Genomic DNA, 15,252 nt, shown 5'->3' on the forward strand with positions numbered 1-15,252 from the left:
CCAGACCCTTCCCAAACCGATTGATCTGCCCGGGGAGAGTTGATGGGCGGGCTTGCAGGATAGCATTATGCATCGATGGTTGATTCCGACAGCGGCGGCTTTCGCACTTGTCTTCACAGTAGGCGTCGTTTTTTTAGCGTTGAAGCCGAACAATGAAGTGGGGACATCAGGGTATCAGGTTCGCCATTGGTCAATTCAGCTCCAGGGCATCAAGCCTGAACTGATCGAGAGTCGAAATGACGATTTGACCGTCATTGATTATTCTGCCGATGGCCACGCGGAAACCATCTTCACTTCGGCAGATTTGGCGCGCATCAAGACGCGCCCCGATGGTGGGCAAAAACTCGTTCTTGCCTATCTCAGTATCGGGGAATCGGAATCCTACCGGCATTATTGGGATCCGGTATGGAGCATCCGCAGGCCAGATTGGATGGGAGCCGAAAACCCTCGCTGGCCAGGAAATTTTTCTGTCGATTATTGGACGCGAGAGTGGCGAAGTGTCCTTTACGGGGATCCCGATGCCTATTTGGACCGGATTCTTGCCGCAGGATTTGACGGGGTCTATCTCGATACAATCAGCGAGTTCACACGTGCTGAAGGTAAAGATCGCCCGAGAGCCGCAAAAGCCATGATTGATCTCATTGTGGATCTGGCAGCTTATGCGCGCGAGCGTCGGCCAAATTTTCTGGTGATCGCGCAAAATCCCGGATCGCTTGCGCGGAGTGAGAGAATGCGATCGGTGATCGATGCAATCGCTCAGGAAGACCTCCTATATGGTGTTGATGGCGACGGCAAAGAAAACTCAGAGAACTATTTCAAACGGGTCTCGGCAAGTTTGAACGTGGCGTATCAGGCCGGCCTGCCGATTCTCGTTGTTGAGTACCTGCCTGTCGGTGAGAAACGCATGGAAGCGGCCAAACGGCTTGGTCAATTAGGCTATGTTGCCACTTTTGCTACTCGCAAACTCGATCAACCAAGCGACAGCGATCCGGTCTCAGCTCAGGTCTCGTTTGGCATTCGGGCGGCCAATGCACCTCGCTGAGAAACAGACTGTTCGCTCTGGTCTGATTGTTCTTCTGAAGGGCGGAATACGGCGTCCATGAAAGTGTGGTACGTCACATCAGTGAGCGCCCGCTGCATCGCCCACCAGGCTATCAACGCTGAGATGGAAGCGGCGACCAGGTAATTGGTTCCGAGAAAACGCTCTCCGAACAGAACAACGGCTGCAGCCGATACGCCATTTGCCACCAGGAATATTCCTTGCAGTATTGCAAATTCCAAACGTCTATCGATCATGAGTACGATCCCGGAGCATGCGATAAACACGAAGTGGCAGGCAACCCCCGCAAGCGCAATGCGGTAAACCGAAATCTGCCGGTAGGTCATCCCGAGTTGTTCGGCAAAGAGCGGTGCACAGATTGCAACTGCGAGACACAGCACTGTCTCTGCGCGAAATATGATGCCCAGGCGTCGATGTACCTGCTCAGCAAGGGTTTCACCTAGCTGATCGATCTCCGCAAGAGTGGCATGCGAAAGAATGGACGCGACAAACTGTCTGAGATTACGGACAAGACCTGTTTCCAGATGGACCAGAAAAGCAGCCAATCCCGGTATCAGCATAAGCTGCGCCCAGAAAAGCGGCGTGTCGTAAAGTGCTGAATTGGGGAGGCCTTCAACGGTCTTGGTGCCGAATTTCGAGGTCCATATCACCCATCTGTCGACCCAAAGACCGGCCGCACCGATGGCTGCTGCTACACCCAACAGTGCAAGAGCTCCGGATTTCGTGGACTTTCGATGACGAAGATATGCCGTTGAAGATACAGGAAATGGGAAGATGCTCATTGCCCGTTCCAGCAATATGCAGACCGTGACCATCTGGCCTCCCGTAAAGCAAAGAAGTGCCAAGGGTAAGCTGGCGTCAGACACGAGAGCGATTGATGCCCCGGTGACGGAGACCAACCCACCTGCCAGGTAAGCAAGGATGACTGGTCGAAACCTCATGACACTGCCACAGACCACCATCAGTGGCCATTGAATGGAAACGGTGAGTGTGGTGGCGATGTAAGCAGCGCCCATTGCAAGGGATTGCGGAATGACGATAATCCAGATCACCATCGAAAGCGCTAATGTCGTCATGGCAGACCAAAGAATCGACTTAAGAAGTATGAACGGAACGGCTTCCAGTTTTCCGCTGTAAAGACTGTCCGATATACGTTTTGTCGCCATCAGCGTTGGAGCCGCAGAAGCGACCATCGCAATCATGAAAGCATAGACGATGCTGAGCCTGAGAGAAGTCAGGAAGTCGGAGCTGTCAAACCAGGATGCCGGAATGGCCAGAAGCGCCAGACTTGCAACGGTGACCAGCCAGGCACCGGATGTGGCGATTGCCCCGCCGAGCAGAGCAGATGCGCCGGACAAGGCGGTCCCTCTACGGTCCAGCTGTTGCAATGCAAAACCTATTCCCGCCATGGCTTCACGTCTTCCTCATGATCCAGCAGCTCTGAATACAGCGCGCCATAGGCGCGTAGGCACACGTCTTCACGGTAGTTTCTGCTGACCCGTTGTCGCGCGGCGGTTCCCATTTCCTGCCTTAACTCGGGAGAGCGCAGCAAGGCTGCTACTGCGTCGGCGATCGCAGCGGGCGAGACCGGATCAACGACAATGCCGCCAGGCGGCAGATCGCTACATTGGCCACCAGGTCCGGTAAGCAGGATCTCTCGGCATGCCCCAACGTCTGTAACGACACTTGGCACACCGGCCGCACAGGCTTCGAGCAGTGCGAGCGGCTGTCCTTCGCTGATGCTTGTCAAGACGTGCACATCAGTCTCCATCAGCAGGGGCTCGACAGGTACATTGCCGGCAAAAGTGATGATCGTTTCCAACCGCTTCTTTTCCACGAGACGCTGACAGATCTTTGCATAATTGGGGTTTTCATTCATCGGTCCGGCGATGGTTGCGGACAGATCCGGAAACTCGATGATGATAAGCGCGACAGCTTCGATAAAGCTGCAAATGTCTTTGATCGGGACAACTCGCCCGATGAGGGCGATGCGCGGCGGTGCCGGTTCGAGCGGCACCCGTCGGGCGTCGAAACGCTCCATTCTCACCCCATTGGGAATGATGCGAGTTTGCTCGGGCGATGCGCCCGCCTCGATCTGATGGCGGCGATTGGTTTCGAAAAGAGTTGTGACGCAATCAGCGCTTTGATACGCGAGCCTCGCAAATGCGTCGAAAGCTTCTCCCCAGACGCGGCTGATCGTAGGGCGCGTTTCCGTCAATGTGTATCCCGTATCGATGCGGGTGCCGACCGGCGGCTGGGTCAGGAGTTCCATCCACCGCTCTCTCGCGTAAAGGCCGTGCTCGGTCACGACCACCTTGCGATCGAAGCGGATTTTGCAGATTGCGGCGAGAAGGCCGGCATAGCCAGTCGTTGTGGCATGATAAATGGCAGCGTCAGGCAATTTGGCTTCGATCAGACCGACAAGTCCTTCGTGCAAGGCGCGCCACGTCCAGAAATATCCCAGAAATGAACCCTCCGGACAGGCTTCTGAATACATCTGCCGGACAGTGTCAAACGCGAGGCGCGAGTTGAGAAGACTATCCGGCGAGTATGCGCCACCGGCGTCCATCAAACGTATCAGTTGCTCAAGAGCAGCTCTGTCGCCATGTTTGGAAATTGCAGTTAAAAGGACTGCGATATCACTGTTGCTGGTTCCACTTCTTCGTTTGAATGATTGTTTTGGTCGGCGCCGAAGAGGAAGAATCTGCTGGCTCGCGAGATTGACTGGCGGGGCATAACGGGTCGGAAGTTGTCGCTCGTCGGCCTGTATGCTGACGAGATGAAACCGCTTTTCCGGGTGCATCTCCATGAGACTCTGGGTCCACGCAGACACGCCACCGAGCACGAACGGATAACTGCCTTCAGTGATCAGGCAAACGTCGTCGGCCAGGCTGAAACTTGGATCGCAGCCGTCGATCAGGGATTGCTGGCGACCATATGTGTCTCCATGTCCAATCTTCCCGCCAGGAGCATTCATGATGTACCTGGCGTACGGGCGGGGCCGCGAAATTCAGGAAGGAGTTCGCTGGCGACTGCGGCAGCATGAGACCGTATCGAGGGATCTGAGCTGTGGATCGCTCTCTCAAGGACCGGCCAGAAATCACGGTCATATCTTTGAGCCAATAGTTCGATCGCCGCCTGGATACCAGCTTCGCCGCCGTTTTCGATTACGCTCGCGATAGGTTCGATCGACAAGGGAGCGTCAAGACCGGAATAGGGGGATGCTTCAATTCGCGCCGTGCCGGACGCCAGGCCGGGCCGCTCCAGCAATCTCTCGTTCGTTTCGTTTGGTGGTCGTGTGAGTGCAAGCGCCACCAGCCCAATGCCCAGTGCGCCGACAGGACCGAGCGCGGTGGTCGTGACAATCAGCAGAATTAGAAGGGTTATCTCCTCACCACGCCGCCAGCGCCAGAATGTCAAAGTTGCAAGGCCCGCCAGCACGACCAGATGCAATGCGAGGTAAGATGGCAGCCCCGGCAATAAAGCTGCCATGCAGGCCTCGCTCACGATCGTCGCTGCAATAGTTGCCAGCGTTGCTGCCTGCGGTTTTGGCCTGACGAGAAGTGCGTGGTCCTCGGGCTTCCGGGGCGAGGTAGAAGCACCAAATTCGACATGCGCTGAGTCTGAATAGCGACGGTGTTCGGCTGGCTCAGGACGGGGGTGGTCATGGTTTCCGTCACCCCGGTATGGCCGAGTGTGACAGCACGCTGAAGAAGCAGGTTGCGCTCTTTGAGCGTGCGGGCAATTGCCGTCAATCGTCGCTGCCGCTGATGGTTCATTTTGATGCGTCGTCGCAACGCGGAATTCATCGTCTGTCGGCGGTCAACAATTGAACCCAGGACCAGAGCAGTGATGATCCACGCCACCGGGCGAGCAAACAGCGTCGCGAGCTCGGTAGGCTCCAGGCCAATTGTTCCAACACGAAAACCGGTGCCAAAGATAAACATGGTGCTTACAGCAACCGCCGCCAGCAAGCCTCCTGACGAACCATGTTGAATGGAAAACAGCAGCACCGGAATCCACATTGGATGAGGGGCAAGATCGAAGCCGAACCCGTTGCCGGTCAGGAGATAGGTAATGCTCCATATCGCAAGAACCAGAACCGTAAACTCGCCGGCCGCGAGTATGCGCCCGACGCGCCGGTGTCCAAGGTAGCGTGAAAGCCTTCCCCGCATCAAATCAGAAGCTCCCCTTGTCCGGGGTATCGTTGCTGTCAGTGCAATCCTGCTGCTTGCCAGAAGCTGCCAATGATCTGAGTGCTTGACGCGTCAACCTGATCTGCTCTGTTTCCGCAACGCTACCGGCGAGTGAGCCGAGACAGTCGATGGCTGCTCCAATACGCCCAGCCGCTGCGTGCAGCAGGCCGAGGCGGGCAAGAACCACTTCATCAGAGGGAGCGTGGCGAGCCAGGCGAGACAGGAAATTTGCTTCTGTGTCCGATCTATTTGCGATACGCAGCCGGGCAAGGACAGCGCTTGTCTCTGCCGCGGTCAATTCGCTGACCGGAAGACGCAGGAGAGCGTCAACGTAACCGTCAACGTCGAGCATCGTCAGCCGCTGCTCGGCAAGGCGTTTCGTATATGCGGATTTTCTCGGATGCAATTCAGCCAGTTCCGCCAACAAGGCTTCGGCACCGGTCTGGTCGCCAGCGTCGTTGTTGGCTTCGACAAGGCCAAGCAAAAGCTCTGCCTCGCGGTCACCGCTTGCATAGAGGCTTACGGCCTGAGCACGGCGATCAACGCCATCACGCAGGGAATTCCGAAGCCAGAGTGCCTCGCCTGGAACAGACCAAATACCGAACAATGTCAGCGCCACGATACCAGCCGGGATGCTAAATCTCTTATAGCGCCGCATGTTCACAATCGATCCGAATATGCAATGGGTTGATCGCGTCAGCTTCGATCTGAAATTCAAGAACCTGATTGCTGGCGATGGGGTCTCCGGTCCAAACCGTGAGACCATCACGTTTGGCTGTGATGTGGTACTTGCCGTTCCGCATTCCCGCCCAGGTCATCGCGCCAGCGCCGAAGCCACTCGCCAGCATTTCCATGCCGCATTCATTTCTTGTCAGTCCGCGGACATTCCACCGTGCGTTCGTGAGGGAGCTTGCCACGGAATCCCGTTTTCGCGTCACCGCGATAACCGGAGTTGTCACCAAGGGATCAAGGTGGACATAGAGAGAGCCGTTTATCTGCTTCTGGCCCAATACGCCGGTACTTTCATCCCAGTCCACTTTCCACCCCGACGCGTGGTCAAAGCGCAGCGTCTGAAGTTCGCCGCGATTGGTGATCTGCCAGCGTCTGGAACCCAGTGCAGTGATCTCGGTGGAAAAAAAGCCTTCGGCAATGCGCACGTAATCAGCGGCGCGAACAGGAATGGTATCGTCTGCAAGCATTTCGGCAATCAGCTGCTCCATAGAACCGACGGCAGCTTCACGCTCGCCAAGGAATGCATGATAATAAATGTCGATACCCTTGAGACGGCGGGGCAGATCGGATCTCTCAAACGTTTCCCTGATCCTTCCCACCGATGCATAGTTAGCCTTCCAGCCATTGGTGAAGAGATAGTCGTTGCCGTCAATGGCGTATATCTGCCTCTCCTTTCCAACCGGTCTCGCGATCGCCGAGAGATGACTCATTGAGGGGTAAACTCGATCCATCCGGCTATCGCCCCCATTTATCGCCGCCACTCCGGAACGCGAGACGCTGGCGACAGCAGCCTCGAAAGGCAGGGCGTCACCCGACCATTGATACAAGGGCGCCGGCCGATCAGCGGGTGCAATTGCATTGACTGCAGCGATTGCGTCCGTTGTCTCCCTTTCCAGATCGAATGGATTTTTGGCATAATATCGCGGTAGTCGAACGACTTCGGACGAGATAGGTCCCCGGTAGACCCCTGTTGCTTGGCGCAGTTTGTCCCGAAGCGCGATGGCGATTCGTCGCCACGGGGGTAGTGTTGTTCTGTGGTTGATTGCCCACGCCATCTCGTCGTCAGCGTTGCCACCGGCAAACACTTCCCAAACAAATGGATGCGTATAGGTATGAACGCCAGCGTCGACCTGCGGCAGCGCAAAAATCTTGCGCGCACTTTCCACAGCGCGACCATCACCTCCCAACGCGGGATCCATGTCGCCTGCAATGATGCCGACTGTAACCGGCATGCCGGGGAACGGTTTGATCAGTCGCTCCCTGAGTACTTCGGCGGCGGTAGGTGTCGGGTTGTCCAAAAGCTTCACATGGGAGCGATTATTCCAGCCATCGCCATCAATATGGCTGATAAGTATCCGGCGACCATTCACAGTCGTTACATCAGGAACCGGCCTGAGCGGCAGATCATAGGCAAGTTCAAGAAATCTGATGGGATCAATCAGCCATTGGCTGGTTCCTGTAACAGGTTCGGTCGAGAGCGCGAAATCGTCGATGGCATAGGCGCCATTCGGGCCTGATACCGCAAGTAAACTGGTGATTGCGCTTCGACGGTCATGGATACCAAGTAAAGGATCAACCGATGAGTTGGTTGCTTTGAGAACGGAGAAAGGCGGAACGACCGCGTCCGGTCGTCTCTCAAAAAACGCGATGTCGGGGTCAAAAAGCCTGAACTCCGTTGCGATTGTCACGGGAATACGACCTTCAAGACGCAGGCCCAGGCGACTCAGAAGCAGGTCATGCGTTTCCGGGAATCCGGTTTCTCCGATCACTGCAATCCGAAGGCGTCCTTCTCCGAACTGATCCAGCCATCTCTCCCACTGGAGCGTATTCGGCACTTGGGCGTCGAACCATGAGACTGCGAAGACTATATCTTGGCGACTGCTGTCACGTTCGGCAAACATCTCTTCAACATTGCGATACTCGAGACGAAACCCGAGATGATTAAGTGGAAGTTCAAGCCATTTGTGGATACGGGTTTGGTCTGCCGAAGATTCCCTCGATCCATCATAGATGGCCAGCACTGTTCGCGGGATCCGGTTGCTTTCAGCAGAGAAAACAGGCGTCCCCGCGTGTAGACAAATTGACAGAATCAGAAAAACGAACACCAATAATGTGCCAGCGGGCGGGCATTTTCGGTGTCGTTCCAGCCTATTGTTGCCACGTGATGCTTGATACATCTCAAATGTCCGCCGAGGGGATAATAAAAGCGGTCGGTTTCTCGCCTGTGCTGATTTTTCTTGCCAGAGAAACAGAATACAAATTTACCCAAAACTCAAGCTAACGGATGAGATGGGTTGCGTGCAACACTCAGGCCTGTAATTATCAGTTTCGATTCACGTCAAAACTGCTTCGCAGGGTCAGGAGCAGTTCTGACGTGAACGGCGGGCATTCATGAGCAGACCCTAAGCTAAAGGGGGCGAGATGATTTTTCTTTGCAAAAATCAAATACGCTGTGTCGTATTGTCAGCGATTGTATCGTCATTCACAGTCGGAGCAGCGGTGTCTGCTGACGTTGCGTATACTGATACATTTAATACCGAGCGTTTCGCGAGTTCAGTTCTGTTTTTCGGTGCCGGATACAGTGTAGAGCGTGAGTTCGGTCTGGACGGTGGTATTGTGACCGCTCTTAACGGAAACATCGGACAGTCCGGCTGGATACTGACCGGCCTTGTCGGTTACACCGACACTGACCTCAACAATCCTCCTGCTGCGCCCTATGACAGTTCGGATATCTCCGGATCTCTGCTTGCAGGGTATCAATGGGTGAACCCGGATTACTTCCTCAATCTCCAGGCCGGCGTCACGGTTCGACACGAGAACGCAAACACCGGCTCCAGCAATGATGCCGGGTTGATTGTCAGCTCTGCAGCGGCGACTTCAGCTGAGGATAGTTTGTACGGCGAACTTAATCTTGCTTATGTGACAATAGACAACGGCTTTTACGGTCGTGGCCGTGCGGGCTGGAAATTTTCCCCGCTCACGGTTGGGGCAGAAATTACATATATGGACGACGATAGTTCCCAGTCACGAACACGGTATGGTGCATTCGTTGGCGACATTCCTGTTGGTCAATTCAGCATGACGCTGTCGGCCGGTTATGTAGAGCGTAGAGACAATGCCGGAGATGACGGTTTTTATGCGCAAGCGGAATTTTCAATTCCGTTTGGCGGCACCTGGTAGGAAGGTTGTGTTGCAAACATTGGCTATGGCTAGGAAGGACTAAGAAGGAGCCGTTTGCGATACGCGATCATGCGATTGAGTCCATACGGGGTGCCCGAGGTCGCAGCCTGGCGAGCTTTCGCAGGTTCTGTGCGATGGCGGCGAGAAGGAATTCGTCCTTGGCTCCATCTGGACCTCGCAGCCTCAGCCTCGTCAGGTTCAGGATACGCTTCAGGTGAGCAAACAGCATCTCGACCTTTTTGCGTCTGTTGCGGGAGATCGTGTAAGCTTTCGTCTTCCGACTTGACCGCGCGAAGTCCCGCGCATCTTCGTGTGGCTCCCGCGTTACAGCACGGAAGTCCATGTTCGGGCAGCACCTGTGCTTGGACGGGCATGCCTGACAATCTGCTGCCGGCCGCATCAGAGATTGAACCGCCACCGTTTCCCGAGGACTGGCACAAACTGCCTTCTGCCTTCTGCCTTCTGCCTTCTGCCCGCTTCGCGTAAAGCGCCGCCAAATGACCGTATCGTTGATGATTGGCCTATGTTTTATTGGCTCGGTTGACAAATGCACGCGGAGCCTGAGCGGAATTCCGGACAAACAGGACGTGTGCTTCTCGAAATCCGGCCGCTACACCAAACCGGTAACAATGCCCACACCCTCGATCCAGGCGGTGCATTCTGACGGCGGCATGGGTCTTGCAAACAGATAGCCCTGAGCGATCGGACAACCGTGTTCGGTCAGGAAGGCTTTTTGCTCAGGCGTCTCCACACCTTCAGCTACCACCTGGTGCCCTACGGTTTCCGCCATCGCCAGTAAGCCGGCCAGCAGCGCCTCGCCCCGTGGACCCTTTCCGATCATCTCGATGAGCGTCCGGTCAAACTTCAGTGTGTCGAAATCGAACTGGGCAAACTGGGCCACATTGGCGTATCTGGCGTGCCCCCATCAGGTGGTCCGGTTTGATTGTTAGTGCATCATGGGCGTCTGGTCCATCGGGACAATGCTTTCCGGCGCGGGCGGGCGGTAGCCCAGAGCGCTATGCGGCCTGACGGTGTTGTAGTGGATACGCCATTGCTCGATCAGGATTTGCGCCTCCCTTAGGCTGTAGAAGATTTCGCCGTTCAGCAGCTCGTCGCGGAACCGGGCGTTGAAGCTTTCGCAGTATCCGTTCTCCCATGGTGAGCCTGGCTCTATGTAGGCCGTCTTGGCTCCAACAGCTGCAATCCAATCCCGCACTTTCTGGGCGATAAATTCCGGCCCATTGTCCGACCGAATGTATTCCGGCGGGTCGCGCAGGATGAATAGGTCTGTCAGAGCATCCAGCACGTCCGTTGAGTTGAGCTTGCGGTCCACGCGGATCATGAGTGCCTCCCTGGTGTATTCGTCGATGATATTCAGCGTCCGATAGACGCGGCCGTCAGCGGTTCGATCCTGGACGAAGTCGTAGGACCAGACGTGGTTTGGCCGTTCCGGTCTGAGACGCACACATGATCCGTCGTTCAGCCAAAGCCGCCCCTTTTTCTTCTGCTTTTGTGGCACTTTCAGCCCTTCACGCCGCCAGATGCGCTCAACCCGCTTATGGTTTACCTGCCAGCCCGCGTTGTTCAGCAGACCGGTGACCATGCGATACCCATAGCGCCCGTACTTGTCGGCCAGTTCGATGATATCATCGGTCAGCCGTTCTTCATCTGCCCGGCCCTGTGGCACCTTGCGCTGTGTGGATCGGTGTTGTCCGAGCGTGCGGCAGGCGCGGCGTTCTGATACGCCGAGCTCCCGCCGCACATGGTCGATGCACTTGCGCCGACGCGAAGGGCTTAGAAGTTTCCCTTTGCCGCCTCGGTCAGGATGAGTTTGTCCAGTGTCAGGTCAGACACCGCCCGCCGAAGCCGCTGGTTCTCCTTCTCCAGCTCTTTCAGCCGAGTGAGTTGAGATCGCTGCATCCCGCCATAGAGCTTCCGCCATCGATAAAACGTCTGCTGTGTCACGCCGATCTGGCGCACCGCGTCAGCAATCGTCGCACCTTGCCCTTGCAGAACTTCAACCTGCCGAAGCTTCGATACAATCTCTTCCGGCTTCTCTCGTTTTCCAGCCATCGCTGATCCTCCAATTTGAGGGATAATCTATCCCAGTTGGTGGACCACTTTCAGGGGGCAACTCCACTATTCCCGTGAAGAACTCTGCGCGATTTACCGCGTGAGTGATGGTACAATTACGAATTGGATACGTGCCGGGCTGGAGCCGATCGACAACAAGCGCCCTCAACTGTTTGCGGGATACAAGCTGCGCCAGTTCCTGACAAACATGCGCTGGCCGGGTGGTCGCTCACCTGATAATGGCCGCTTATTCTGCTCGATATGCCTAGGGTTCAAGGCGCTGGACACAGAAAGGATTCAAACGTCTTCGGCTGACACCACATGCATCTCAGTGACAGGCGTGTGCATGGATTGCCACAACATGCTGCAAGCAGAGGTAGCGCTCGATGCCCTCGGTGAAATCTATACCGCCTCTCGCAATACTCCCGAAGACTCGTCCGACGTAAATGATGTGGGGGGCTCGGGGGTGTTGGTAGAAACGGGGCCCCAATCCCGCCGGAAACCAATAGTTCGAATCTGCGTCGGCTTTATGGCTACAGGGTCTTCCTCGAAAGCAACCAGGAATGGGATGTAAGAACCGTTGATGAGCATCTGCGCGCCATTGGTCGTATGAGCGCATTCCTCGATCACAAGCCATTTGAGCTGATCAACATTGATGATGTTCTCAGGTTTAAGGATGAACTGCGCCACCGACGCGAACTTGGTGGGAGCAGGGGGCTGAGCAAATCAACAGTTGTGCATACGCTTGATCGTTGCGGCGCTTTCTTCAAATGGCTGCAGCGGCGGCCTGACTTCCAGATGGATCCCGATCTTCCAGGTTACTTCAAACTCTCCCGCAGGGAACGGGCTGCAGAGTCGAGCATGGTGAAGGGAACGAGCCTGACATTTGATCAGACGCTTTGCCTCTTCCAGGCGATGCCTGCATCAACCCCGATCGAGCTGCGGAACCGGGCCGTCATCGGATTGTTGATCACGACCGGCATTCGCGTGGCAGCACTGATCACACTCCGCGGCAAGCACGTGAACACGCACACCAGGTGGGTCAATCAGGATCCGCGTGAGGTGAGTACCAAATTCGACAAGCACATCCGCACCTACTGCCTGGATCTTGGCTCTGGGCTTCTCGATGCAATCCAGCAATGGTCGCTATGGCGTCAGGCAAACGGCTTCCGGGAAGAAGCACCGTTCTTCCTGCCGGACCGCTACATACAGCTTAACGGGATCGGCCTTGGTTACCGGTCCGTTGAAACCGAAGCGCCAGAATGTTGGAGATCGGACGCCACTATTCAGCGGATTATCAAGGATGCAGCCCAAGCTGCCGGCATCCCGGAAGAGGGCATCTCGTCACATGACTTCCGCAAGGTCCTCCATCCGTTCCTCTCTAAACGAGGTAACATGATGATCATTGAGGAAGTAGCCCTGCAGCTCAATCTCGGTCACACGCCCGCCGAGACAATCCGAAAGCATTATACTTCAATGCAGAACAGCGAGCGCGAAACTATCCTCGATGAGCTTTGTCGCCGGGCTCTTTCCCACCGGAGCGAACTCGAGCTCTATCTCGCATTCGAACGCAACGAGATCGCTAGAACAGACCTAGACTTTAGACGGGCACAGGACATCTTTGAACGGAATTCATCGTCTGATGTGCGCTTACTCCGTTGAAGAACTCTTGTTGTTTTATGGCCTGAAGACTGATTCAGTTTCGATATTGGCATCGGGGATTGAACGCGATGATGGGTCCGAGGCAAGAGGCGCAATGCGCGCTGTTCTACGAGTTTTCGATTGAAGATCATGTTCCGAAGGATCACCTTCTACGGTTGATTGACCGGTTCGTTGATCTGTCCGAGCTCCGCAAGCATCGGGCTCCGTTCTACAGCTCAACAGGCCGTCCTTCAGTTGATCCGGAACTGATGATCCGGATGCTGCTGGTCGGGTACACGATGGGCATCCGATCCGAGCGGCGGCTGTGCGAAGAGGTCCATCTCAATCTGGCCTACCGCTGGTTCTGCAGCCTTGACCTGAGTGACCCAGTCCCGGACCACTCGACGTTCTCGAAGAACCGCCACGGGCGGTTCAGGGACAGCGATCTGTTGCGGCACGTCTTCGAGACAGTTGTGGCGCGTTGCATTGAGGAAGGACTGGTGAGCGGCCAACGTCTTGCGGCTGATGCGAGCCTGATCCAGGCAGCCGCCAACCGGCAAAACTCTGCACCGCAATCTGAATGGGAACCTGACAAGATTGATCCCTCTGATGGCCCGCGTGCCGTTAGGGAATATCTGGAAACACTGGATGATGAAGCCTTCGGCGCAGCCAGCCCGGTGGAGCCAAAGTTCACTTCCCATTCCGATCCCGGATCGCAGTGGACTGGAGCACGCGGCGGTCCTGCCTATTTTGCCTATTCCGCAAACTATCTGATCGATACCGACAATGCGGTGATCCTAGATGTCGAAGCCTCGCGTTCGATCCGGCAGGCCGAGGTTGGAGCAGTGCGCACCATGGTGGACCGGGTGGACGACAGGTTTGACCTGGCACCCGAACGGCTGATTGCGGAAACGGCCTATGGTTCTGGTCCCATGCTCGACTGGCTAGTCAATGAGCGGGGGATCGTCCCTCATATTCCGGTGATAGACAAGTCCGGGCGCAAGGATGGAACCTATGAGCGGGCGGACTTCGCTTATGATGGCACGAAGGATGCCTGTCTGACGTCAGCGCGCGTGGGTCAGATTTGGGGATTTGAACAAAGGAGGATTTCTGGTTCATCATAACTTTCATGGAGTGAAGATGAACAAGACATCCGGAGCATCGAAGAACGCAGCTGACAAGCTGGTCAAGAACATCCGCCGCAAGACCCGCCAGACCTATTCAGCGGAGGAAAAGATCCGCATCGTTCTGGCGGATCTGCGAGGCGAGGAAAGCATCTCGGTGCTGTGCCGCCGCGAAGGTATCGCCGAAAGCCTGTATTACAGCTGGTCGAAGGAGTTCCTGGAAGCGGGCAAGCGCCGGCTGTCGGGTGACACCGCGCGTCAGGCGACGTCGCCGGAAGTAAAGGACCTTCGCTCGGAAGCCTTGGCGTTGAAGGAATGCACCGCTGATCTGACCCCGGAGAACCGTCTGCTCAAAAAAAGCATGACAGGGGCTGGGGAGGACGAGGTATGAGATACCCTGCGACCGAGAAGCTTGAGATCATTCGCACGGTCGAAGCATCGCACCTGCCAACCAAGCAGACCCTCGATATGTTGGGCATCCCGCGCACCACGTTTTACCGATGGTATGATCTTTACCTCGACGGTGGGGTCGATGCCTTGGATGATCGGTCTCCACGGCCGAAGGCGGTCTGGAACCGTATCCCCCAAGACCGGCGCGACGATCTGATTGAGTTCGCGCTGGAACACGAGGCGCTGACGACCCGGGAACTGGCGGTCAAATACACTGATGAGAAGCGGCATTTTGTCTCTGAATCATCGGCTTATCGTATCCTCAGAGCTGCCGATTTGATCACCGCACCTGCCTATGTGGTAATCAAGGTTGCGGACGAGTTCAAAGACAAAACCACGGCCATCAATGAGATGTGGCAGACCGATTTTACCTATGGTGCGCCTCGCCCCAATCGGGGAGGCATATGACTGGAATGCAAAAGAGAAAGGAGGATGCGAATAATTGCCTGCCCTCTGCTGTAAGGGGCATGAGCCCAAGCGGCGGTGACCTGCCGTCAACTGGCAGGGTGACGTAGCCCGCAGGTAAAGGGGATTGAGGCGAAGCCGTTACGCCGAGATGGTTCCCGAGGCTGAAGTATTGGAAGGTTGAGGAACACGAACCGGTTAACCCGCATCTGAGGGCTGGAATGTCGCCTTCGCCTACACGGCTTAACAGGTGAAATGCTGATGATGGCGCGTGAGATGTACGCCAGCGTTATCCCAACACGGACGAATACGTAGGTTGTCCGTGGCAGCCATGGGGAGAATACAGCCAGACCATGGCATCGGCATCGACTTGCGGAAAGCAAGGGAAAAG

Annotated in this window: 11 protein-coding genes and 3 pseudogenes; 5 read left to right on the top strand and 9 right to left on the bottom strand. The window is 55.9% G+C overall.

The annotated features are described in order from the left end of the window. Window positions 1-67 precede the first annotated feature (67 nt). On the top strand, window positions 68-1,042 hold the full coding sequence (locus OEG84_RS17165) for an MJ1477/TM1410 family putative glycoside hydrolase (RefSeq protein ID WP_267654878.1): 975 nt from the start codon (window positions 68-70) through the stop codon (window positions 1,040-1,042). Here the strand turns inward: OEG84_RS17165 and pelG are convergent. From pelG to OEG84_RS17195, 6 genes are read right to left on the bottom strand one after another with little or no spacing between them, the layout of a single operon-like run. Continuing rightward, window positions 1,000-2,469 (bottom strand): exopolysaccharide Pel transporter PelG, encoded by a 1,470-nt coding sequence (pelG, locus tag OEG84_RS17170; RefSeq protein ID WP_267654879.1) that lies wholly within the window; start codon window positions 2,467-2,469, stop codon window positions 1,000-1,002. The two genes, OEG84_RS17165 and pelG, sit on opposite strands and share 43 nt — an antisense overlap. Next, entirely contained in the window at window positions 2,457-4,037 is a 1,581-nt protein-coding gene (gene pelF / locus OEG84_RS17175) for a GT4 family glycosyltransferase PelF (protein ID WP_267654880.1), read from the bottom strand. Before pelF ends, pelG begins: the two co-directional genes overlap by 13 nt. Continuing rightward, window positions 4,034-4,567, bottom strand: coding sequence for a hypothetical protein (locus OEG84_RS17180; protein WP_267654881.1), 534 nt, complete (start codon window positions 4,565-4,567; stop codon window positions 4,034-4,036). Before OEG84_RS17180 ends, pelF begins: the two co-directional genes overlap by 4 nt. After that, the gene (locus OEG84_RS17185) at window positions 4,564-5,238 is read right to left on the bottom strand and encodes a hypothetical protein (protein ID WP_267654882.1); all 675 of its coding nucleotides are present in this window, start codon (window positions 5,236-5,238) and stop codon (window positions 4,564-4,566) included. The genes OEG84_RS17180 and OEG84_RS17185 overlap by 4 nt, the downstream gene beginning before the upstream one ends. 1 nt (window position 5,239) lies before the next feature. Then, window positions 5,240-5,914 carry a hypothetical protein gene (locus OEG84_RS17190; protein WP_267654883.1) on the bottom strand — a complete coding sequence of 225 codons (675 nt, stop codon included), beginning with the start codon at window positions 5,912-5,914 and terminating at the stop codon, window positions 5,240-5,242. Beyond that, a complete protein-coding gene (locus OEG84_RS17195) occupies window positions 5,901-8,009 on the bottom strand; it encodes a polysaccharide deacetylase family protein (RefSeq protein WP_267654884.1) in 2,109 nt (702 codons plus the stop codon). The genes OEG84_RS17190 and OEG84_RS17195 overlap by 14 nt, the downstream gene beginning before the upstream one ends. A 478-nt stretch (window positions 8,010-8,487) precedes the next feature. Here OEG84_RS17195 and bcsS point away from each other — a divergent pair, with 478 nt between their 5' ends. Next, window positions 8,488-9,168, top strand: a complete 681-nt coding sequence (bcsS, locus tag OEG84_RS17200; protein ID WP_267654885.1) for a cellulose biosynthesis protein BcsS — start codon at window positions 8,488-8,490, stop codon at window positions 9,166-9,168. 67 nt (window positions 9,169-9,235) lie between these two features. Here bcsS and OEG84_RS17205 read toward each other — a convergent pair. From OEG84_RS17205 to OEG84_RS17215, 3 genes and pseudogenes are all read right to left on the bottom strand, one after another. After that, window positions 9,236-9,604, bottom strand: a pseudogene (locus tag OEG84_RS17205) (transposase); the annotation flags it as partial. Between the two features lie 174 nt (window positions 9,605-9,778). Beyond that, entirely contained in the window at window positions 9,779-10,069 is a 291-nt protein-coding gene (locus OEG84_RS17210; protein ID WP_267654886.1) for an EAL domain-containing protein, read from the bottom strand. Between the two features lie 45 nt (window positions 10,070-10,114). Beyond that, a protein-coding gene (locus OEG84_RS17215; protein ID WP_267652815.1) for an IS3 family transposase occupies window positions 10,115-11,241 on the bottom strand; the annotation gives its coding sequence in 2 pieces (ribosomal slippage) (window positions 10,115-10,977 and window positions 10,977-11,241; 1,128 coding nt in all). A 609-nt stretch (window positions 11,242-11,850) separates the two neighbouring features. On the opposite strand from OEG84_RS17215, the gene OEG84_RS17220 reads away from it, so the two are divergent. The 3 genes and pseudogenes from OEG84_RS17220 to OEG84_RS17230 all read left to right on the top strand — a co-directional run. Next, on the top strand, window positions 11,851-12,903 hold the full coding sequence (locus tag OEG84_RS17220; RefSeq protein WP_267654887.1) for a tyrosine-type recombinase/integrase: 1,053 nt from the start codon (window positions 11,851-11,853) through the stop codon (window positions 12,901-12,903). Window positions 12,904-12,971: 68 nt separating this feature from the next. Then, window positions 12,972-13,937, top strand: a pseudogene (locus OEG84_RS17225) (transposase); the annotation flags it as partial. A gap of 85 nt (window positions 13,938-14,022) precedes the next feature. Further along, window positions 14,023-14,831, top strand: a pseudogene (locus OEG84_RS17230) (transposase); the annotation flags it as partial. Window positions 14,832-15,252: the final 421 nt, after the last annotated feature.

It is taken from the genome of Hoeflea algicola (assembly GCF_026619415.1).
Lineage (GTDB): Bacteria > Pseudomonadota > Alphaproteobacteria > Rhizobiales > Rhizobiaceae > Hoeflea > Hoeflea algicola.